Raw genomic sequence first — 20,249 nt, 5'->3', positions numbered from 1 at the left:
CGGCGCTCCTGGCACAGGAGCGCTGTTGTCAGCTGTTCAATTCCGGTCGATCGCGAAACTGCTCGAGCGCTTGCGGATTGGCCAGCGCATCGGTGTTTTTCACCGGTTCACCGTGCACCACATTGCGCACGGCCAGCTCCACCACTTTGCCGCTGATGGTGCGCGGAATGTCGGTGACCGCGACGATCTTCGCCGGCACATGGCGCGGTGTGGTGTTGGCACGGATCACCTGGCGGATCTGCTGTTGCAGCGTGTCATCCAGCGTTACGCCGTCCTTGAGGTGCACGAACAGCACCACGCGCACATCGTCCTGCCACTGTTGGCCGATGGCGACGCTGTCCAGCACTTGCGGGACTTTCTCCACCTGACGGTAGATTTCCGCCGTGCCGATGCGCACGCCGCCGGGGTTGAGCACGGCGTCGGAGCGGCCGTGAATCAGCATCCCGCCGTGGGGCAGTTGTTCGGCGTAGTCACCCTGGGCCCAGACGCCGGGGAACTGGCTGAAATAGGATTCGCGCAGTTTCTCGCCATCGGGATCGTTCCAGAGTCCGATAGGCACCGCCGGAAATGACCGGGTACACACCAGTTCGCCTTTTTCGCCAACGACCGGTTGCCCGGCGTCGTTCCACACTTCCACCGCCATGGCCAGGCTCTTGCCCATGATTTCGCCCCGGCGGACTGCTGACATCGGGTTGCCGTTGACGAAGCAGGACACGATGTCCGTACCGCCGGACATCGAGGACAAGCACACATCCGGTTTGAAGTCGCGATAGACGAAGTCATAACTCTGCGGTGACAGTGCGGAGCCGGTGCAAAGCAGGGTTCTCAGGTGGCTCAGGTCGTAGCTTTCGCGCGGTTTGATGCCGCTGCTTTCCAGGGTCGCGAGGAATTTCGGGCTGGTGCCGAACACGCTGACCTGTTCGTCGTCCAGCAGCTCCAGCAAGCGCTCGTTGTCCGGATAAAACGGTGAACCGTCATACAGCACCACCGCGCTGCCGACCGCCAGTGCCGAGACCAGCCAGTTCCACATCATCCAGCCGCAGGTGGTGTAGTAGAACAAACGGTCGCCGGGTCCGAGGTCAACATGCAGCCCGTGCTCCTTGACGTGTTGCAGCAGCACGCCGCCGGTGCTGTGCACGATGCACTTCGGCACGCCGGTGGTGCCGCTGGAATAAAGCACGTACAGCGGATGATCGAACGGCACCGGGACGAATTGCGGCTCATCGCCCGGTTCGTAGAAGTCGTCCCACAGCGTGACGTTGGCGGGTGTCCGGTAATCCGTGGCATGGGCTTGAGGTCGCGCGTAGGGCACGATGATCAGCTGTTGCAGTGACGGCAGCTGTTCGAGGATTTCATTGACCTTGACGGTCTGGTCGATCTCCTTGCCAGCGTAACGGTAGCCGGCGCAGGTGATCAGCACCTTCGGTTCGATCTGGCCGAAGCGGTCGATCACGCCGTGGGTGCCGAAGTCCGGCGAGGAGCATGACCAGATTGCCCCGAGACTGGTGGTCGCGAGCATCGCCACCAGGGTTTGCCAGGTGTTGGGCATGCAGGCCGCAACCCGGTCGCCAACCAACACGCCGGCCGCTTGCAGGCTGGCCTGGAACCCGGCGACTTGCTGGGCCAGCTCGGCCCAGGTCAGCAGTTCACGCTGGCCGTTTTCCCCGATAGCGATCACGGCGATGGCATCGTCGCGTCGGCTAAGCAGATGCTCGGCGAAGTTCAGGGTGGCACCGGGAAACCACTCGGCACCCGGCATTTTCAGGCCTCCGCGCAGAACGGCGTCCGGTTGGGTGTGAAAACTGATGTCGAAGAAATCAACGATCGCTTGCCAGAACGCTTCGCGCTGGTCGATGGACCATTGGTGCAGCGCAGGGTAGTCGTCGAGCTTCAGGTGGTGGCGCTGATTGATGAAGCGCCGAAAGCCGTCCATGCGGGACCGGGCAATGCGTTTGGCATCGGGCTGCCAGAGAATGTCGGACATGGTTTGCCTCTTATTGTTGGTCAGAAGGCTCCCACGACAGCGTGGGAGCGATCATTTGCACGCTTACTGCGCGAGCCACCCGCCATCGATATTCCACGCGGCGCCACGCACCTGGCTGCCGGCCTCGCTGCACAGGAACAGCACCAGTTCACCCAGATGCGCCGGCGTGACGAACTCCAGCGACGGCTGCTTTTCGGCCAGCAGATCGTGTTGCGCCTGCTGCGGGTCGACACCCTTGGCTGCGCGATCATCGATCTGCTTCTGCACCAGCGGCGTCAGCACCCAGCCCGGGCAGATGGCGTTGCAGGTGACGTTGCTGGCGGCGGTTTCCAGGCCGACCACTTTGGTCAAGCCGATCACCCCATGCTTGGCTGCCACGTACGCGGCTTTGCCGGTGGAACCGACCAGACCATGCACCGAGGCGATGTTGACGATTCGCCCCCAGCCCTTGGCGCGCATGCCCGGCAAACTCAGGCGAGTGCTGTGAAACACCGACGACAGGTTGATCGCGATGATCGAATCCCAGCGCTCCACCGGAAATTCTTCCACCGCCGCGACGTGCTGGATGCCGGCGTTGTTGACCAGAATGTCCACGCCGCCGAACTCGCGTTCGGCGTAGGCAATCATGTCGGCGATCTGGGCGGGATCGCTGACGTCCGCCGGGTGATGGCCGACCTTGCCGCCGAACTGCTCGACTTCGGCGATCACCTTGGAGGCGTCGCCAAAGCCGTTTAGGATCAGGTTGGCGCCAGCCTTGGCCAGCGTCAGGGCGATGCCCAGCCCGATTCCGCTGGTGGAGCCGGTAACCAGTGCGGTCTTGCCAGAAAGAGTCGTCATCAATACCTCACACAATGCCAGTAGCGTAGAAAGTGCCGATCACCACGAAAACCGCCAGGGTCTTGATCAGCGTAATACAGAAAATGTCCTTGTAGGCCTCACGGTGAGTCAGGCCAGTGACGGCGAGCAGGGTGATCACCGCGCCGTTGTGCGGCAGGGTGTCCATGCCGCCGCTGGCCATCGCGGCCACCCGATGCAGCACTTCCAGCGGAATGTTGGCGGCGTGGGCGGCGCTGATGAATTGTTCGGACATCGCTGCCAGCGCGATACTCATGCCGCCCGAAGCGGAACCGGTGATACCGGCCAGAAGGGTCACGGTGATCGCTTCGTTGACCAGCGGATTGGGAATGCTCTTGAGCCAGTCGGCCAGCACCAGGAAACCTGGCAGCGAGGCGATAACCGCACCGAAACCGTATTCCGACGCGGTATTCATCGCCGCCAGCAGTGCACCGCTGACTGCGCTTTTGCTGCCCTCGGCAAGCTTGCTTTTGATCGCTTTAAAGCCGAATGCCAGCACCATCAGGATGCCGACCAACAGGGCCGCCTGCACCGCCCAGATCGCCGTGAGTTTGGCGATCTCGGTGGTGACCGGTGCGGCCATGCCCGGCAGCGCGAGGCTGTGGGTCTTGCCATACCACTGCGGAATCCACTGGGTGAACAACAGGTTCATGATGCCCACCGCCAGCAGCGGCGACAGGGCGATCCATGGGTTCGGCAGTTTCAGGTCTTCGGCGGTTTCCGGTTCGTTGCGCAGTTCGGTGCCGTAGCCTTCACCGGCACGCTGCGCCTTGTTGCGCTGGCGCTGCAGGAACAGCATGCCGGCGCAGAACACGAAAATCGTGCCGATCACACCCAGCCATGGCGCCGCCCAGGCGGTGGTGTTGAAGAAGGTGCTGGGGATGATGTTCTGGATCTGCGGCGTGCCGGGCAGGGCGTCCATGGTGAACGAGAACGCGCCGAGGGCGATGGTCGCCGGGATCAGGCGCTTGGGGATGTTGCTCTGGCGGAACATTTCCGCTGCGAACGGGTAGACCGCGAACACCACGACGAACAGCGAAACGCCGCCGTAGGTGAGCAGGGCGCAGACCAGCACGATCACCAGCATCGCCTGGCGGGTGCCGAGCAAGCGAATCGCTGCCGCGACGATCGAGCGGGAGAAACCCGACAACTCGATCAGCTTGCCGAACACGGCGCCGAGCAGGAACACGGGAAAGTAGAGTTTGATGAAGCCGACCATTTTCTCCATGAACACCCCGGTGAAAGCAGGGGCGACGGCAGACGGGTCGGTGAGCAGGACGGCGCCGAGGGCGGCGATCGGGGCAAAAAGGATAACGCTGTAGCCACGATAGGCCGCGAGCATCAGCAGCGCGAGGGCTGCCAAGGCGATGATCACACTCATGGTGTGCTCCTTCGATTGTTATTTTTGTGGGTGGAACGGGTGTGGGGAGGGCTATAGCGAGATCTGTGCCAGATGGTTAACTTGTTGAAATAAAAGGAATTAGTTTGATTTTTGGTGATGGCTTTCGAGGTTTTGTCTCTTTATTGAGACTTCTATGACTGAGAGGACGCTTTCGCGGGCAAGCCCGCTCCGACAATTGAACGCATTCCCCTGTGGGAGCGGGCTTGCCCGCGATGCTTTTGATGTTGTCTTGATTTGGAGAACTGTGTCTCCTTATTGAGACTCTGCGATCCCCAGCGCAATCATTTTCTTGTAAAGCGTCGAACGGCCCAGTCCCAACCGCTCAGCCGCCTCAATCACCTTGCCCCCGCATTGCGCGAGGGTGGATTGAATCAACTGCCGGTCAAAACGCTCCCGGGCTTGACTGAAGGTCTCGTTGATTGCCGGTTCAGGCAAGGGTGCCAGCGTTCGCTCAACCGGTGTAAACGTTCCAATTGCAGAGCGAATGTCATCCGCCGTCAGCATCAAGTCATCGCTGAGCAACGCTGCCCGCTCCAGTACATTGCGCAGCTCGCGGATATTGCCTGGCCAGGCATGCTGACCCAGCAGCTCCAGCGCTTCGCGGTTCAGTTCATGTTGACTGCGCAGTTCTTCAAGAATCGCCTCACTGAGGGCCGGCAGATCGTCCAGTCGTTCACGCAGTGGCGGCACCTGAATTGGCAATACGTTGAGGCGGTAATACAAGTCGGCGCGGAATTCGCCACGCTTGATCGCCGCCTCCAGATCCGTCGAGGTCGCCGCAATCACCCGCACATCGCTCTGGATCACATCGTTGGAGCCTACAGGCTCGAATTCCTTTTCCTGCAGCACCCGCAGCAATTTGCTTTGCAGCGGCAACGGCATGTCGCCGATCTCGTCGAGAAACAGCGTCCCGCCCTGAGCAATCTGCAACTTGCCGGTGCGGCCCTTGCGGTCGGCGCCGGTGAAGGCGCCGGGCGCGGTGCCGAAGAACTCGGCCTCGAGCAGCGCCTCGGGAATCGCCGCGCTGTTGATGCTGACGAACGCCTTGTGTGCCCGAGGCGAAGCGCCGTGGATCGCTTGAGCCAGCAACTCCTTGCCGCTGCCGGTTTCGCCCAGCAACAGCACCGGCGACTCGGCACTGGCGCTGCGACGGGCACGGCGTTTGACTTCCAGGCTCGCAGCACTGGTGCCGATGAAGTGGGCGAAGTTGTATTTGGTCTGCCTTGCACGCAGCAGCGAACGGGTCGAGGCCAGTTCTTCCTGCATGCTCAGGTAGCGCTTGAGCATCGGCGACAGCGTGCGCAGTTCGTCGAACAGGGCAAAACCGATAGCACCGATCACCGCGCCGGCGTCGTCATGGATCGGCAGGCGCATCACCACCAGCGGTTCTTTCGGGGTGTCCTGCATGTCCAGCAGAATCGGCCGCCCGGTGCGCACCACTTCGCGCAGCAGGCTGCCGGGGATCACGCTTTCGCAAGGCTTGCCGATGGCCCCGGCGGCGGAGTCGAGCCCGAAGCGCCGAGCGTAGCGCTCGTTCATCCAGACGATGTTCGCGTCGCGGTCGACAATCACCGTGCCTTCACTGGATTGCTCGATGATCTCGAACAACGAACGGATCGCCAGGGTGCGAACCCGTTGGTAATCCTTGAGGCTTTCGGTGGTGTTCATGGCGGCGTCCATTGGCGGAAGTCAGGTGGCGCGATTATGCCTATCCCGGATGCGCCGCGGCCAACAGCTCTTTGGTATAGGGATGCTGCGGTGAATCGAACACGTCATGGCTGGCGCCGCTTTCGACCACCTTGCCATCCTTGATCACGATCATGTCGTGGGCCAGCGCCCGCACTACGGCCAGGTCATGACTGATGAACAGATACGTCAGGCCGTGTTTTTCCTGTAGCTGGCGGAGCAGGGCGACCACCTGTTTCTGCACGGTGCGATCCAGCGCCGAAGTCGGCTCATCGAGCAGGATCAGCGCCGGTTTGAGCACCAGTGCCCGGGCAATGGCAATGCGCTGACGCTGCCCGCCGGAAAACTCATGGGGGTAGCGGTGACGGCTTTCAGGGTCGAGGCCCACTTCCTTGAGCACGCGGATCACCTGGTCGTCGCACTCGTCGGCAGTGGACTGGCAATGCACCTCCAGCCCTTCGCTGATGATCTGCGCCACCGACATGCGCGGGCTGAGACTGCCGAACGGGTCCTGGAACACCACCTGCATCTGCCGGCGCCACGGCCGCATCTGTTTCTGGTCGAGACCGTCGAGTGCCGTGCCCTGGAAGCGAATGCTGCCCTTGGATTCGAGCAGCCGCAGGATCGCCTGACCGAGGGTAGACTTGCCCGAACCGGACTCGCCGACGATGCCCAGCGTCTTGCCGCGCTGGATGTTCAGGCTGATGCCGTCCACCGCGCGCAGGTATTGCTTGCGCTGGAACAGCCCGCCGCCGACCGTGAAATCAACCCGCAGGTCATCGACTTCGAGCACGTTTTCGCGTTCGTCCCGCGGGAGCGCTTCGCCTTCCGGTTCAGCGTTGAGCAACACGCAGCTGTAAGGGTGTTTCGGCTCGGTGAACAGGGTTTCGCACGGCGCCTGCTCGACGATCTCGCCGGCCTTCATCACGCACACCCGTTGGGCGATGCTGCGCACCAGATTGAGGTCGTGACTGATCAGCAGAAGCGACATGCCCAGGCGCCGTTGCAAGGATTTGAGCAGCAACAGAATCTTGCGCTGTACGGTCACATCGAGTGCGGTGGTTGGTTCGTCGGCGATCAGCAATTCCGGCTCGCAGGCCAGGGCCATCGCAATCATCACCCGCTGGCGCTGCCCGCCGGACAGCTGATGCGGATAAGCCTTCAGCCGTTCTTTCGGTTTCTGGATGCCTACCAGTTCCAGCAGTTCGAGGATCCGCGCCTGAGCCTCTTTGCCGCCGAGGCCGCGGTGCAACAACAGGGTTTCGCCGATCTGCTTTTCAATCGTGTGCAACGGATTGAGCGAGGTCATCGGCTCTTGGAAAATCATGGCGATGCGGTTGCCCCGCAGATCGCGAAGGGTCTTGGGATCGGCGCCGACCAGTTCCTGCCCGCGATAACGAATACTACCGGTCGTTCTGGCATCGGATTCGGGGAGCAGTTGCAGGATCGAGTGGGCCGTCACCGACTTGCCCGAACCAGACTCGCCGACCAGCGCCAGGCACTCGCCGGGGCGGATGTCCAGGCACAGGTTGCGCACCACGGTCTGGCCGTGGAAGGCGACGCTCAGATCACGGATTTCGATCAGGTTGTCAGTCATTTCAAAGATCCGTTCATGAGCGCGGGTCAAAGGCATCGCGCAACGCTTCGCCGATGAATACCAACAGGGAAAGAATCAGCGCCAGGGTGAAAAACGCAGTCAAGCCGAGCCACGGCGCTTGCAGGTTCTGCTTGCCTTGACCGATCAACTCGCCCAGCGACGCGCTGCCGGCGGGCATGCCGAAGCCGAGGAAGTCCAGCGCGGTCAGGGTGGAAATCGCCCCGGTCAGAATGAAGGGAAGGTAGCTCAGGGTCGCGTTCATCGCGTTGGGAAGGATGTGCCGGACAATCACTTTGCGATCGCTCAAGCCCAGGGCCCGGGCAGCCTTGACGTACTCGAGATTGCGCCCGCGCAGGAACTCGGCGCGTACCACGTCCACCAACGCCAGCCAGGAAAACAGCGCCATGATCCCCAGCAGCCACCAGAAGTTCGGCTCGACGAATCCCGAAAGGATGATCAGCAGGTAAAGCACAGGCAACCCTGACCAGACTTCAAGCAGACGCTGGCCGAGCAGATCGACCCAGCCCCCGTAATAGCCCTGCAGGGCGCCGGCCGCGATGCCGATCAGGGCGCTGACAAACGTCAGCATCAGGGCGAACAGAATCGACACCCGCGCGCCGAAGATCACCCGAGCCAGTACGTCGCGCGCCTGGTCGTCGGTGCCCAGCCAGTTGACAGAAGTCGGCGGGCTCGGTGCCGGTTTGTTGAGGTCGTAGTTCGGGGTGTCGTCACTGAACGGAATCGGCGGAAACAACAGCCAGCCACCGTCCTTGCGGATCAGCTTCTGTACGTAATCGCTGCGGTAGTCGGCCTGGAACGGCAGTTGCCCGCCAAACTCCTGTTCGGTGTGGCGCTTGAATACCGGGAAATACCATTGGCCCTGATAACTGACGACCAATGGCTTGTCGTTGGCAATCAGTTCGCCGCCAAGGCTGAGCAGGAACAGACCGATAAACAGCCACAGCGACCACCAGCCCCGGCGGTTTTTCTTGAAGCGTTCGAAGCGGCGACGGCCCAGAGGCGAGAGCTTGAACATCAGGCGTTCCTCGCGGCGAAGTCGATGCGCGGGTCGACCAGCGTGTAGCACAGGTCGCCGATCAGTTTTATCAGGAGGCCGAACAGGGTGAAGATGAACAGCGAGCCGAACACCACCGGATAATCACGGGACACGGCCGCTTCGTAACTCATGCGCCCCAGACCGTCGAGAGAGAAGATCACTTCGATCAGCAACGAACCGGCGAAGAATACGCTGATGAACGCCTGGGGAATGCCCGACACCACGAGCAGCATCGCGTTGCGGAAGACATGCCCATAGAGCACCCGGTTTTCGCTCAGGCCTTTGGCGCGCGCGGTGACCACGTATTGGCGGGTGATTTCATTGAGGAACGAGTTCTTGGTGAGGATGGTCAGGGTGGCGAAACCGCCGATCACCAAGGCCGTGACCGGCAACACCAAGTGCCAGAAGTAGTCGGTGATCTTGCCCAGCGTCGACAGGGACTCGAAGTTGTCGGACACCAGCCCGCGCACCGGGAACCAGTTCAGCGAGGTGCCGCCGGCGAACACCACGATCAGGAACATCGCGAACAGGAATGCCGGCATGGCGTAGCCGATGATGATCGCCGTGCTGCTCCAGATATCGAAATGGCTGCCGTGGTGCACGGCTTTGCGGATGCCCAGCGGGATCGACACCAGATAAGTGATCAGCGTCGCCCACAGGCCAAGGGAAATGGTCACCGGCATTTTCTGCAGGATCAGGTCGGTGACCGTGGCGCCGCGGAAGAAGCTTTTGCCGAAATCCAGTTGCGCGTAATTCTTGAGCATCAGCCACAGGCGTTCATGGGCGGGTTTGTCGAAGCCGTACTGTTTTTCGATGTCCTTGATCAGCTGCGGATCGAGGCCGCGGCTGGCGCGGGACGTGCCGCTCATGGTCTCGCTCGCACCGCCGCCGACGCTGGCGCCGCCGATGCCTTGCAGGTGGGCGATGGCCTGTTCCACCGGACCACCCGGTGCGGCCTGAATGATCACGAAGTTGACCAGCAGAATGATCACCAGCGTCGGGATGATCAGCAGCAGGCGCCGCAGTATGTAAGCCCACATCAGTGCGGCCCTCCGGGTCTGCCACGGCTGATCTTCTCGGCCGTCATCTGCTGATTGGTCAGCGGCGTGCTGCTGATTTCCCACCAGCTCTCGATCGCTTCGTCATTGCTCGCCTGCACGGTGGGAATGCCGAAACGGTTCCACCACACGGTGGACGTGCCCGGCGGGTAATAGTTGGGAATCCAGTAGTAGTTCCATTGCAGCACCCGATCCAGCGCATGGGCATAGCGCAGCATTTCAGGCTGGGTCGAGGCGCGGATCAGGCCGTTGATCAAGGTGTCGACCGCCGGGTTCTTCAGCACCATGTAGTTGTTGGCGCCGGGATCGTTGGCCGATGCCGAACCGAAGTAGTTCAACAGTTCGCCGCCGGGGGAGGTGGTGACCGGGTAGCCGGTGACGATCATGTCGTAGTCGCGGCTCATCAGGCGGTTGACGTACTGCGAGGAATCGATGCGACGGATGTCGAGGTTGATGCCGATCTGTTTCAGCGTGCGCTTGTAGGGCAGCAGCAGGCGATCCATGCCGTTCTGGCTGACCAGAAAGGTGAAACTCAGCGGCTCGCCGCGTTCGTTGACCAACTGGTCGCCATCGGGTTTCCAGCCGGCCTGTTCCAGCAGCTCCAGCGCTTGCAGTTGTTTGTCGCGGATAATGCCGCTGCCATCGGTCTTCGGTGCTTCGAAGACCCGGGTAAACACCTCGTCGGGAATCTGGCCGCGCAAGGGTTCGAGAATCTTCAGCTCGGCGGCATCCGGCAACTGCCGGGCGGCCAGATCTGTGTTGGAAAAGTAACTCTGCTGGCGGATGTACATATTGCGCATCATCTGCCGGTTGCTCCATTCGAAATCCCAGAGCATGGCCAGCGCCTGGCGTACCCGACGATCCTGGAACATCGGCTTTTGCAGGTTGAACACGAAGCCCTGTGCCGACTGCGGCGCTTCGGTGGCCAGATGAGCCTTTTGCAGACGACCGTCGCTCAGGGCCGGGCTCTCGTAGCCGATGGAGTAGCCGGTGGCGGAGAACTCACGGTTGTAGTCGTAGGCGCCGCCGCGCAGGACCTGGCGGGCGACGTCGGTGTCGCCGAAGTACTCGATGCTGAAGTGATCGAAGTTGTACAGGCCACGGCTGACCGGCAGGTCCTTGCCCCACCAGTCGGGATTGCGTTCAAAGGTGATGCTACGCCCGGAGTCGACCTTGCCGACCCGATACGGGCCGCTGCCCAGCGGCGGTTCATAGCCGCCACCGCCGGCGAAATCACGGGTCTTCCACCAATGCTCGGGAAATACCGGCAGGGTCGCGATGTCCAGGGGCAGGGTGCGGTTTTCGTTGCTCTTGAAATCGAAACGTACGGTGAGCGGGGCTTCGACTTCGACGCCTTTGACGTCGGCGAACTGGGTGCGATAACGCAGGCTGCCCTGGGTCATCAGCAAATCATAGGTGTAGCGCACGTCTTCGGCGGTGATCGGCTTGCCATCGGCGAAGCGGGCCTTGGGATTGATAAAGAAACGCAACGACAGGCCGTCATCCGAGCGTTCCATTTTCTGCGCCACGAGGCCGTATACGGTGTAGGGCTCGTCGAGCGAACGCTGGGCCAGCGGGGAATACAGCAGACCGTCGATCTGGCTGACGCCGATACCTTTGTCGATATACGGCAGGACGTGGTCGAAGTGGCCGATCTCGATGGCCGAGCGGCGCATCGTCCCACCCTTGGGCGCCCGGGCGTTGGTGTAATCGAAGTGACTGAACCCGGGCGGGTACTTTGCCGGTTCGCCATAGACGGTCATTGCATGCTGCGGTGCGGCGTCCACACCGGTGATCCCCAGCAGCAGGGTTACGGCAGTGAACATCAATGTCGGGAAAGCCAGTCGCATTGTCAGCCTTAAAGCCGGGTAATCGATAAGCGCAATTTGTACGCGAGCGGCGCGCCGTTCGCCAGCGGTGTGGTGTAACCAAAACAAAACGGCCCGCCATCAGGCGGGCCGTTGCACAGCAGGTCGGGCTGAAAATCAGTCCTGACGGCTGGTGACTTCCAGCAGGTGGTAGCCGAACTGGGTCTTCACCGGGCCTTGTACGACGTTGATCGGCGCGCTGAACACTACGGTGTCGAATTCCTTGACCATCTGGCCAGGACCGAACGAACCCAGGTCGCCACCCTGACGGCTGGACGGGCAGGTGGAGTTGGCCTTGGCCACTTCGGCGAAATCGGCGCCACCTTCGATCTGGGCCTTGAGTTCGTTGCACTTGGCTTCGCTGGAAACCAGGATGTGGCGGGCAGTGGCTTTAGCCATGGTGAAACTCTCCAATCAAATCAGTAAAGGGGTGAGCCTACCGGATTCAGTGGCCGATTTCTCGGCAAAGTTCCATTCGCTTGTCTGATGCCGGTCGCTAGAGATTAGCGGCTTGCAAACGCAGAGCATGCTCCACGTAAAGTTCGATCGAGTCGTTCGCCACGGCGCGCTGTCCGGCTGCTCGTCGCAGAGTGCGCAAATGGTCGAGTGGGTAATCTGAACGGATCACCGTACCCAAGTGAGAGCTGAAGCGACCGACAAAACCGTCGTTCTGCGCGGGTTCTGTAATGAAGTATTCGGACAGGGCGCTGCAGATATCCTGTACGGGGTCGAGTGTCGGCCCGTCAAACTCCGGCACGACCCCGCTCCACGAGTAATAGCGAACGCCATTGACACACTCGGCACCTTGACCGCCCCAGACGTGTGGCAGGCCCTGCGGGTACTTGTCATTAAAGTTGCAGACTCCTTCCGTCGTCAGCGCACCCAGCGCCGCCAATGCGCTGTGTGGCAACGGCGTGCGCCCGCTGAGCAAGGACAGGAAGTCTGCAAACCGTGTCGCCACGTTCTGGGCCACGATTTCCGGCAGTCTTCCTGGTTTCAGCGCCTTGATCAGGAAGTCGGCCAGTTCCGAACCGTGGTTGGGCCCGCTGACCGACGTCACAGAAGCAACCCTGCCTGGGGCAAGCGCTGCAGCGTAGCGTGCTGTGAGTGCGCCCTGACTGTGACCAATCAGGTTGACTTTGCTCGCGCCTGTGCCCCTGAGCACGGAGCCGATTTGCGAAAGCAGCTGTTCCCCGCGAACTTCATTGTCATGGATTGCTGACAGATGAGGCACAAATACCTGGACGCCGACCGCCTTGAGCGCCTGCCTGACGTCATGGAACAGCTCGAAAGGGCCAATGCGCTCGAATCCGAACAGGCCATGCACCAGTAGAACGGGATGATTGGTTGTCGCATTTAGTAGCATTTTTCGTCCTTGATCGCAGAAGATCGTCGATGTTTTCTGCGTGCCACTCTAAAACAGTCGTGAGGCTTGGGATGCCTGAAGATTCGCCGTCATGCATCGGAAACTCGATCAATGTGTGTGTGAATTTTCACTTCTGTATGAAATCCACTTCGGAACATTTAGAAAGCTTTCGCCTCGTTGAAAGTATTTTTCCTTTCTTTGCCTACTTCCTTTGGTGCATTCGGCTCTGGCTTGAAGCGTGATGAGCTGACATCGGGTCAATGATGAAACGCTTTAAATAGAGACTCTTCGACACAGCGCTCAGGCGACGTGTCATTTCCAGGGAGTGGAGAGGCAACTGATGAAAGATGCAGAAACTACGGTTTTGCAAGAAAAGGACACAGGGATGGACGGTGAGGGTATTCGGTCGCCCGGGTTGTGTCGGGAGGGTGGTCGGGCTCTGCCGTTGCCGGCTCCCGCACTGGATTCCATTACAGGGGCGGTCATTGATCCGTCATTGAGCAGGGTTGTCGTCAGGATTGCGCCCTGGCCTGGAATGGCGTGCGGGGACCGGGTGGTTTTGAGTTGGCATGGTCTCGATATACAAGGTTTGCCATATCGGCACGACATTTCGCGATCCGTCAGTGAAGGGCAATTGGGCAAGGATATCGTTCTGATCGTACGGGACGCTCACATCGCTGCGCTGGACGGGGGGACTCTGGAAGTCTACTGGACGTTGACCAGCGTCACGAGATCGGAGCCTGTCACTTCATTGCGTACACAGCTGGACGTTGGGGACATCCGTTACAGTCTGTTGCCAGCCATCGTCGAGGATGCCGTCGGAGGCAGTCTCGATCCGGCTCGCGTACCCTACGGAACGACTGCCATTCTTCAACCTTATGCAGGCATGAGTGCAGGCGATCGGGTGCAGTTGATCTGGCAGGGGCCTTCACCGGAGGCATCGTTTCGAGACGCGCTTATCGTTGAGTTCTTTGCTGTTGGTCAGCCTCTGGTGTTCGGGATCGCTCCTGAATTCATCGCCCCGCATTTTGGGGGCGAGGTGGTGATTCGCTACCGTATCGAGCAGAAGAGCGGAGCCGTACACGAGTCAGGTGTTACGCGAGTCAGCATTGCTCCATTGGTACGAGGTGAGCTGCCGGCTCCTCAGGTGCTTGAAGCGGATGATGGAGTGCTCAATGTGACGGATGCCATCGATGGTGTCAGCGTGCTGATAAGTGATGCGCGAGTCGAGGAGGGCGAGCTGGTTTATCTCAAGTGCGATGGCGAGTCGTTTTTTCACCGTGACGACCGAGAAATCATCAGCGGGATGGCCATGCAGTCTTTGGTGTTCATCGTGCCTTATCGGTTCTGGCGCGAGCACGTCAATACCGTCGTGCGGCTATCCTACTCGGTCGAGCGGCTGGACGACGTCAGTCAGCAGTCCGAGGCGATGTTGCTGCAAGTGCAGGCGTGATCATCTGTTGTGAACACTGCACCGCCCTCCGTGAGAACGCGCAGCGGAGGGCGGTGTTCACTGTCAGGCTGAGGCCTGTTTTCGCATGCGATGCGCTGCGTCCAGCAGCAACTGCCTGGTGGAATCGAACCCGAGGCAGGCATCGGTAATCGAAACTCCGTACCGAAGCGACTCGCTCAACGGCTGGCATCCTTCAAACAGGTGTGACTCAAGCATCATGCCGACCAGCGAGCGGTCGCCCTTCAAGCGTTGCTCCAGCACATCGTTGAACACGCCTGGCTGCCGGAGTGGGTCCTTGCCACTGTTGGCATGACTGCAATCAACCATCATCCGCTTCGGGATCTTCAGGCGGTTCAACTCGGCGTTGATTCTGGAAACGCTTTCGCGGTCGTAGTTCGGCCCTTGGTGGCCACCGCGCAGCACCAGATGTGTGTCCTGGTTGCCCGGGGTCTGGATGATTGCCGGGTGGCCCTGGCTGTCGACGCCGAAGTGACGATGGGGATGTGCTGCCGAACGCATCGCGTCAACGGCGACGGTCACGCCGCCATCGGTGCCGTTCTTGAAGCCGACCGGCATGCTCAGTCCACTGGCCATTTCCCGGTGGATCTGGGACTCGGTAGTACGGGCGCCAATGGCGACCCAGCTCAGCAAGTCATCGAAGTACCCGGCGGCCATGGGCTGCAGCAGTTCGGTGGCAATCGGAAGTCCGACGCGGATCATTTCGAGCATCAGTTCGCGCGACAGGGTGAGGCCTGCAGCCATGTCGTCGCTGCCATTCAGATGAGGGTCATAGGCAAGGCCTTTCCAACCGACGGTGGTGCGAGGTTTTTCGACGTAGGCACGCATCACCAGCAGCATGTCATCACGGACTTCTTCGGCCAGATGCGAAAGTTTGCTGGCGTATTCAAGCGCGGACTCAGGGTCGTGTATCGAGCAGGGGCCGACGATCACCAGCAAACGCGGGTCATGGCCATCGAGAATCGCGCGGACCGCCTGGCGGTGTGCAACGACTTGCTGGTTCAGCGCATTGCTCAGGGGCAATTGCTGTTTGAGTTGCAGCGAACTCGGCAGACGCAGGGTCAATGCTTCGTTGGCAGGGTTCAGGGTGGACAGTGGCAGAGCAGAAACGGACGAGTTCATATTCGGTCTTCCAGGGCGGAGGGCGGGGTCTTCCCGCTCAATCGGCCCTACTGGGGTGTTCGACAATTGGCCGGATTGGCTACGTGTGTTGGCTTGCCACCTGTGGGTGACCGATCGGAGGCGGCAGGCTGTCCCGAGCGGAGGCTGGTAAATCGCCAGGCGGTAAAACTGTCGTAACGGTAATAAGTGGCGTAGTTCATTGGTTGAATCCTCAAAGTGTCTGGTGTGTTGCTGAAAAAAGTTCGGGCCTGAAAAAACAAAACCCCCGGTCGGGAGGCCGACCGGGGGTTGAGAAATCTCTGGTAGGCGACCCGTTCAAATGGGCGCCGGTTGGGTATCAGGCGCGCCAGTGGCTAAACCAATACCCAAAATAAAAGCTTGCTGGAGCCGAGGCACCGTTCACCCGGGCAGCCGCAACCGAGCGCGAGGCGCTGCTGGTATGGGGCTGTGAAAGGGCGTTGAACATGAGCTGTCTCCGATGAATGCGCCGAGCTTACTAGAGGCTGCTGCGCATCAGCAATCAGAAAATGCTATCGGAGTAGTAAGAAGGACTTTATGGGTTGAGCGCTCGCCTGGTTGTGCCACACTCTGCTTTTGACGCGTATCGAGGCGGGAATGAGTTTTGAATTGCGCCAGGCAACGGCCGCCGACCTGTCGTTTGTGCGAGAGCTGACTTGCCGAAACATGCTCCGCTACTACATTCACTATGACTTGCTGTGGCAGGATGAGGCGTTCGATGTCGCCTGGGCCGGGCGCGACAACTGGTTGATCCTTCAGGAAGGCGAATTGACGGGGTATTTCAGTCTCAGTCGTGATGCTCGGGCCGTGTATATCCGCGAATTGCAGATCGTCGAAAGCGCTCAAGGCCAGGGCGCGGGATCCTGGGCGATCGATCAGGTTAGTGCGATGGCCCGGCTGGAGCGCAGGCCGGCGCTGCGCCTGACGGTATTCAAAAACAATCCGGCGCAAAACCTTTATCGAAGAAAAGGAATGTTGGTGCAGGGCGAGGACGAGTGTTTCCTGCGAATGCAGCTCGATTTGAGTACACCTGTGCTCTGAAACCCACGGCCGGCAAGCCCCCGATGAAGAATTGAAACTTTTTATATGTCGCTTGCCGCTAGGTCTGCCCGGCACTTTTTGCTAAGGTGTCCGGCATCCCAATAAGACCATATCGCGAGGTGTCTGCTTGATTAGGGTGCTAGTGGTCGACGACCATGATCTCGTTCGTACAGGCATTACACGTATGCTGGCCGACATCGATGGCCTGCAGGTAGTGGGCCAGGCCGAGTCCGGGGAAGAATCCCTCATCAAGGCTCGTGAGTTGAAGCCCGACGTGGTGCTGATGGACGTCAAGATGCCGGGCATCGGCGGCCTGGAAGCCACGCGCAAACTGTTGCGCAGCCATCCCGACATCAAAGTGGTCGCGGTCACCGTGTGTGAGGAAGACCCGTTTCCTACACGGTTGCTGCAGGCCGGTGCGGCGGGCTATCTGACCAAGGGCGCCGGACTGCCGGAAATGGTTCAGGCCATACGCCTGGTGTTTGCCGGCCAGCGCTATATCAGTCCGCAAATTGCCCAGCAACTCGCCATAAAATCCTTTCAGCCGACCAACGATTCACCATTCGATGCGTTGTCGGAGCGGGAGATCCAGATTGCGTTGATGATTGTCGGCTGTCAGAAGGTTCAGATCATTTCCGACAAATTGTGCCTGTCGCCGAAAACCGTTAACACCTACCGCTACCGCATATTCGAGAAGCTCTCGATCAGCAGCGATGTCGAACTGACGCTTCTTGCGGTTCGTCACGGCATGGTTGATGCCAGCCTCTGACCATGACTGAAGCATTCGATTCGGGCGCCTTTCTATCGACCGTCAGCGGGCGCCCCGGCGTGTATCGCATGTTCGATAGCGATGCGCGTCTGCTGTACGTCGGCAAGGCGAAGAACCTCAAAAAACGTCTGGCCAGCTACTTCCGCAAGACCGGCCTTGCGCCGAAAACCGCAGCACTGGTCGGGCGTATCGCCCAGGTCGAAACCACCATCACGTCCAACGAGACAGAGGCGTTGCTGCTCGAGCAAACTCTCATCAAGGAGTGGCGGCCGCCGTACAACATCCTGTTGCGCGACGATAAATCCTATCCCTATGTCTTTTTGTCTGACGGGCAATTTCCGCGCCTGAGCATTCATCGCGGGGCTAAAAAGGGCAAGGGCAAGTATTTCGGTCCCTACCCGAGTGCCGGGGCGATCCGCGAAAGCCTCAGCCTTTTGCAGAAGACGTTCTTCGTGCGTCAGTGCGAGGACAGTTACTACAAGAACCGGACCCGGCCGTGCCTGCAATATCAGATCAAGCGTTGCAAGGCGCCCTGCGTCGGATTGGTCGAGCCTGAGGTTTACGCCGAGGACGTGCGTCACTCGGTGATGTTCCTCGAAGGGCGCAGTCATGCGTTGACCAATGAGCTGTCGACGGCGATGGAAGAGGCAGCAATCAACCTCGAATTCGAACGCGCCGCCGAACTGCGCGACCAGATTGCCTTGCTGCGTCGGGTGCAGGATCAACAGAGCATGGAGGGCGGTACCGGCGACATCGATGTGATCGCTGCGTTCGTCAATCCGGGCGGTGCCTGTGTCCACCTGATCAGCGTGCGGGGAGGGCGGGTGCTTGGCAGCAAGAATTTCTTCCCGCAAGTCGGGATTGAAGAGGAAGTGGCCGAGGTCATGGCCGCTTTCCTCGGGCAATATTTCATCAGTAGCCCGGAGCGCGATTTGCCGAGCGAACTGATCGTCAACGTCGTGCACGAAGACTTCCCTGCACTGATCGAGGCCATTCAGGCGCTGCGCGGGCGTGAATTGAGCATCAGTCATCGGGTGCGCGGAACACGGGCGCGCTGGCAGCAACTGGCCGTGACCAATGCCGAACAGGCACTCGGCGCCAGGTTGGCCAATCGTCAACACGTTGCAGCACGTTTCGAGGCACTGGCTGAAGTGTTGAATCTCGATGAGCCGCCACAAAGGCTGGAGTGTTACGACATCAGTCACTCCAGCGGTGAAGCCACGGTTGCGTCCTGTGTGGTGTTCGGCCCGGAAGGGGCGATCAAGTCGGATTACCGTCGTTACAACATCGAAGGTGTGACCGCCGGCGACGATTACGCCGCCATGCATCAGGCCCTGACCCGACGCTTCAGCAAGCTGAAAGAAGGCGAGGGCAAACTGCCGGACATCCTGTTGGTGGACGGCGGCAAGGGGCAGCTGTCGATGGCGCGTGATGTGCTCAACGAACTGGCGGTTCCGGATCTGATCTTGCTGGGGGTCGCGAAAGGCGCCACGCGCAAGGCGGGATTCGAGACTTTGTATCTAAATGATGCGGCAAACGAGTTCACCTTGCGGGGGGATTCGCCGGCGCTGCACCTGATCCAGCAGATTCGTGACGAAGCCCACCGCTTTGCAATTACAGGCCACCGTGCACGACGCGGCAAGACCCGCCGCACGTCAACGCTGGAAGGTGTGGCAGGCGTCGGGCCGACCCGGCGTCGGGACTTGTTGAAACATTTTGGTGGATTGCAGGAGCTGTCTCGTGCAAGCATCGAAGAGATCGCCAAAGCACCGGGGATCAGCAAAAAGCTAGCAGAGTCGATTTATGCAAACCTGCATAGTGAGTAGAATGCCCATTCACCTCGTAGCCAGTTGTGCCGATGAATATCCCTAATCTGATAACCGTTCTCCGCGTCCTGCTCATCCCGATTTTCATTCTGTTGTTCTATCTGCCTTACCAATGGAGCTATCTGGCCTCAAGTTCGGTATTCGCCTTTGCGGCGGCAACGGACTGGCTCGACGGCTATCTCGCGCGACGCCTGGAGCAAAGCACGCCGTTTGGTGCGTTTCTGGATCCCGTCGCTGACAAACTGATGGTTGCCGTTGCCCTGGTGCTACTGGTGCAAGAACACGGCAATCTTTGGCTCACACTTCCGGCGGCTGTCATCATCGGTCGCGAGATCGTAGTTTCGGCATTGCGTGAGTGGATGGCCGAGCTTGGTGCACGGGCCCATGTGGCCGTGTCGAATCTGGGCAAGTGGAAAACTGCTGCACAGATGCTCGCGCTGGTGATCCTGCTGGCCAATCCAAAAGATTTCAGCTTTTGGGTTCTGGTCGGTTATGCGTTGCTGATGGTCTCTGCAGGCCTGACCCTGTGGTCGATGGTTCAATACCTCCGCGCTGCCTGGCCACATCTGAAGACCGATGTTGAAAAGAAATAAAACTTTTTTGAATCAAAGGGTTGACGGGGCATCTGGAATCTATAGAATGCGCCACACCAAGCGGGAATAGCTCAGTTGGTAGAGCACGACCTTGCCAAGGTCGGGGTCGCGAGTTCGAGTCTCGTTTCCCGCTCCAAGTTTGTATAACGTTTGTTGTTGCGCTACTGACAGCAAATGTTTTGAGGCCGAGTAGCAAAATGGTTATGCAGCGGATTGCAAATCCGCCTACGCCGGTTCGATTCCGACCTCGGCCTCCACTATAAACAAGCTCCGTAGATCCATGATTTACGGAGCTTTTTTATTTGCGTTGCACGGAAAGATTTAGTCTTTGAAACGGCAACTGCAAACTTGCTTCACCGGGAAGTGATGTATATATTTCCCCCTCTGCCGCCGACATGCAGTTCCTGTCAGGACTGCGAATCGTCATCAGAGCCAAGCAACACCGCGCTACCGCCCGAATGGCGAAACTGGTAGACGCATGGGACTTAAAATCCCCCGCTCGTAAGGGCGTGCCGGTTCGATTCCGGCTTCGGGCA

General features: G+C 59.9%; 16 protein-coding genes and 3 tRNA genes. 8 read left to right on the top strand and 11 right to left on the bottom strand.

Annotation, left to right across the window (positions count from 1 at the left end; translation table 11 throughout):
* Nucleotides 1–28 precede the first annotated feature (28 nt).
* The 10 genes from ACODTD_RS06650 to ACODTD_RS06605 form a co-directional block, all read right to left on the bottom strand.
* Complete coding sequence (locus ACODTD_RS06650; protein WP_489104618.1) at nucleotides 29–1,984, bottom strand: acetoacetate--CoA ligase; 1,956 nt, start codon at nucleotides 1,982–1,984, stop codon at nucleotides 29–31.
* Between the two features lie 63 nt (nucleotides 1,985–2,047).
* Nucleotides 2,048–2,821 carry a 3-hydroxybutyrate dehydrogenase gene (gene hbdH / locus ACODTD_RS06645; protein WP_007952053.1) on the bottom strand — a complete coding sequence of 258 codons (774 nt, stop codon included), beginning with the start codon at nucleotides 2,819–2,821 and terminating at the stop codon, nucleotides 2,048–2,050.
* A gap of 7 nt (nucleotides 2,822–2,828) precedes the next feature.
* Complete coding sequence (locus tag ACODTD_RS06640; RefSeq protein WP_007952055.1) at nucleotides 2,829–4,220, bottom strand: GntP family permease; 1,392 nt, start codon at nucleotides 4,218–4,220, stop codon at nucleotides 2,829–2,831.
* A gap of 273 nt (nucleotides 4,221–4,493) precedes the next feature.
* Nucleotides 4,494–5,909 carry a sigma-54 interaction domain-containing protein gene (locus tag ACODTD_RS06635; RefSeq protein ID WP_285354471.1) on the bottom strand — a complete coding sequence of 472 codons (1,416 nt, stop codon included), beginning with the start codon at nucleotides 5,907–5,909 and terminating at the stop codon, nucleotides 4,494–4,496.
* Between the two features lie 40 nt (nucleotides 5,910–5,949).
* On the bottom strand, nucleotides 5,950–7,524 hold the full coding sequence (locus ACODTD_RS06630; protein ID WP_201818435.1) for an ABC transporter ATP-binding protein: 1,575 nt from the start codon (nucleotides 7,522–7,524) through the stop codon (nucleotides 5,950–5,952).
* Nucleotides 7,525–7,537: 13 nt separating this feature from the next.
* Entirely contained in the window at nucleotides 7,538–8,560 is a 1,023-nt protein-coding gene (locus ACODTD_RS06625) for an ABC transporter permease (RefSeq protein ID WP_007952058.1), read from the bottom strand.
* Nucleotides 8,560–9,621 carry a microcin C ABC transporter permease YejB gene (locus ACODTD_RS06620; RefSeq protein WP_007952064.1) on the bottom strand — a complete coding sequence of 354 codons (1,062 nt, stop codon included), beginning with the start codon at nucleotides 9,619–9,621 and terminating at the stop codon, nucleotides 8,560–8,562. The genes ACODTD_RS06625 and ACODTD_RS06620 overlap by 1 nt, the downstream gene beginning before the upstream one ends.
* Nucleotides 9,621–11,489, bottom strand: coding sequence for an extracellular solute-binding protein (locus ACODTD_RS06615; protein ID WP_011334468.1), 1,869 nt, complete (start codon nucleotides 11,487–11,489; stop codon nucleotides 9,621–9,623). Before ACODTD_RS06615 ends, ACODTD_RS06620 begins: the two co-directional genes overlap by 1 nt.
* Before the next feature lie 135 nt (nucleotides 11,490–11,624).
* Nucleotides 11,625–11,906, bottom strand: a complete 282-nt coding sequence (locus tag ACODTD_RS06610; RefSeq protein ID WP_007952068.1) for a peptidylprolyl isomerase — start codon at nucleotides 11,904–11,906, stop codon at nucleotides 11,625–11,627.
* A gap of 97 nt (nucleotides 11,907–12,003) precedes the next feature.
* Nucleotides 12,004–12,873, bottom strand: a complete 870-nt coding sequence (locus ACODTD_RS06605; RefSeq protein ID WP_285354468.1) for an esterase/lipase family protein — start codon at nucleotides 12,871–12,873, stop codon at nucleotides 12,004–12,006.
* 340 nt (nucleotides 12,874–13,213) lie between these two features.
* On the opposite strand from ACODTD_RS06605, the gene ACODTD_RS06600 reads away from it, so the two are divergent.
* A complete protein-coding gene (locus ACODTD_RS06600; RefSeq protein ID WP_260411478.1) occupies nucleotides 13,214–14,326 on the top strand; it encodes a hypothetical protein in 1,113 nt (370 codons plus the stop codon).
* A gap of 63 nt (nucleotides 14,327–14,389) precedes the next feature.
* Here ACODTD_RS06600 and ACODTD_RS06595 read toward each other — a convergent pair whose 3' ends face one another.
* Nucleotides 14,390–15,466 carry a 3-deoxy-7-phosphoheptulonate synthase gene (locus tag ACODTD_RS06595; protein ID WP_221614572.1) on the bottom strand — a complete coding sequence of 359 codons (1,077 nt, stop codon included), beginning with the start codon at nucleotides 15,464–15,466 and terminating at the stop codon, nucleotides 14,390–14,392.
* 615 nt (nucleotides 15,467–16,081) lie between these two features.
* On the opposite strand from ACODTD_RS06595, the gene ACODTD_RS06590 reads away from it, so the two are divergent.
* The 7 genes from ACODTD_RS06590 (at nucleotide 16,082) to ACODTD_RS06560 (ending at nucleotide 20,249) form a co-directional block, all read left to right on the top strand.
* Nucleotides 16,082–16,525: a GNAT family N-acetyltransferase gene (locus ACODTD_RS06590; RefSeq protein ID WP_201818441.1), complete on the top strand. Its 444-nt coding sequence runs from the start codon at nucleotides 16,082–16,084 to the stop codon at nucleotides 16,523–16,525.
* 127 nt (nucleotides 16,526–16,652) lie between these two features.
* Nucleotides 16,653–17,294: a response regulator transcription factor GacA gene (gacA, locus tag ACODTD_RS06585; protein WP_032829778.1), complete on the top strand. Its 642-nt coding sequence runs from the start codon at nucleotides 16,653–16,655 to the stop codon at nucleotides 17,292–17,294.
* 2 nt (nucleotides 17,295–17,296) lie between these two features.
* Entirely contained in the window at nucleotides 17,297–19,120 is a 1,824-nt protein-coding gene (gene uvrC / locus ACODTD_RS06580; RefSeq protein WP_489104617.1) for an excinuclease ABC subunit UvrC, read from the top strand.
* 32 nt (nucleotides 19,121–19,152) lie between these two features.
* Nucleotides 19,153–19,713, top strand: coding sequence for a CDP-diacylglycerol--glycerol-3-phosphate 3-phosphatidyltransferase (gene pgsA / locus ACODTD_RS06575; RefSeq protein ID WP_085745522.1), 561 nt, complete (start codon nucleotides 19,153–19,155; stop codon nucleotides 19,711–19,713).
* Nucleotides 19,714–19,773: 60 nt separating this feature from the next.
* Nucleotides 19,774–19,849: transfer RNA gene (locus ACODTD_RS06570), tRNA-Gly, on the top strand.
* 47 nt (nucleotides 19,850–19,896) lie between these two features.
* A tRNA-Cys gene (locus tag ACODTD_RS06565) sits at nucleotides 19,897–19,970 on the top strand.
* A gap of 195 nt (nucleotides 19,971–20,165) precedes the next feature.
* Nucleotides 20,166–20,249 (top strand) — tRNA-Leu (locus ACODTD_RS06560).

It is taken from the genome of Pseudomonas sp. FG35 (assembly GCF_057809295.1).
Note: the sequence above shows the minus strand (reverse complement) of the source record. Positions and strands in the feature narration are given on the sequence as shown.

Bases quoted from the DNA above. Each gene is read 5' to 3' on its own strand.
- ACODTD_RS06620 (WP_007952064.1), bottom strand. From the start codon at position 9,621: ATGTGGGCTTACATACTGCGGCGCCTGCTGCTGATCATCCCGACGCTG.
- uvrC (WP_489104617.1), top strand. From the start codon at position 17,297: ATGACTGAAGCATTCGATTCGGGCGCCTTTCTATCGACCGTCAGCGGG.
- ACODTD_RS06590 (WP_201818441.1), top strand. From the start codon at position 16,082: ATGAGTTTTGAATTGCGCCAGGCAACGGCCGCCGACCTGTCGTTTGTG.
- ACODTD_RS06615 (WP_011334468.1), bottom strand. From the start codon at position 11,489: ATGCGACTGGCTTTCCCGACATTGATGTTCACTGCCGTAACCCTGCTG.
- pgsA (WP_085745522.1), top strand. From the start codon at position 19,153: ATGAATATCCCTAATCTGATAACCGTTCTCCGCGTCCTGCTCATCCCG.
- ACODTD_RS06595 (WP_221614572.1), bottom strand. From the start codon at position 15,466: ATGAACTCGTCCGTTTCTGCTCTGCCACTGTCCACCCTGAACCCTGCC.
- ACODTD_RS06605 (WP_285354468.1), bottom strand. From the start codon at position 12,873: ATGCTACTAAATGCGACAACCAATCATCCCGTTCTACTGGTGCATGGC.
- ACODTD_RS06650 (WP_489104618.1), bottom strand. From the start codon at position 1,984: ATGTCCGACATTCTCTGGCAGCCCGATGCCAAACGCATTGCCCGGTCC.
- ACODTD_RS06635 (WP_285354471.1), bottom strand. From the start codon at position 5,909: ATGAACACCACCGAAAGCCTCAAGGATTACCAACGGGTTCGCACCCTG.
- ACODTD_RS06640 (WP_007952055.1), bottom strand. From the start codon at position 4,220: ATGAGTGTGATCATCGCCTTGGCAGCCCTCGCGCTGCTGATGCTCGCG.
- ACODTD_RS06610 (WP_007952068.1), bottom strand. From the start codon at position 11,906: ATGGCTAAAGCCACTGCCCGCCACATCCTGGTTTCCAGCGAAGCCAAG.
- ACODTD_RS06600 (WP_260411478.1), top strand. From the start codon at position 13,214: ATGAAAGATGCAGAAACTACGGTTTTGCAAGAAAAGGACACAGGGATG.
- ACODTD_RS06630 (WP_201818435.1), bottom strand. From the start codon at position 7,524: ATGACTGACAACCTGATCGAAATCCGTGATCTGAGCGTCGCCTTCCAC.
- ACODTD_RS06625 (WP_007952058.1), bottom strand. From the start codon at position 8,560: ATGTTCAAGCTCTCGCCTCTGGGCCGTCGCCGCTTCGAACGCTTCAAG.
- hbdH (WP_007952053.1), bottom strand. From the start codon at position 2,821: ATGACGACTCTTTCTGGCAAGACCGCACTGGTTACCGGCTCCACCAGC.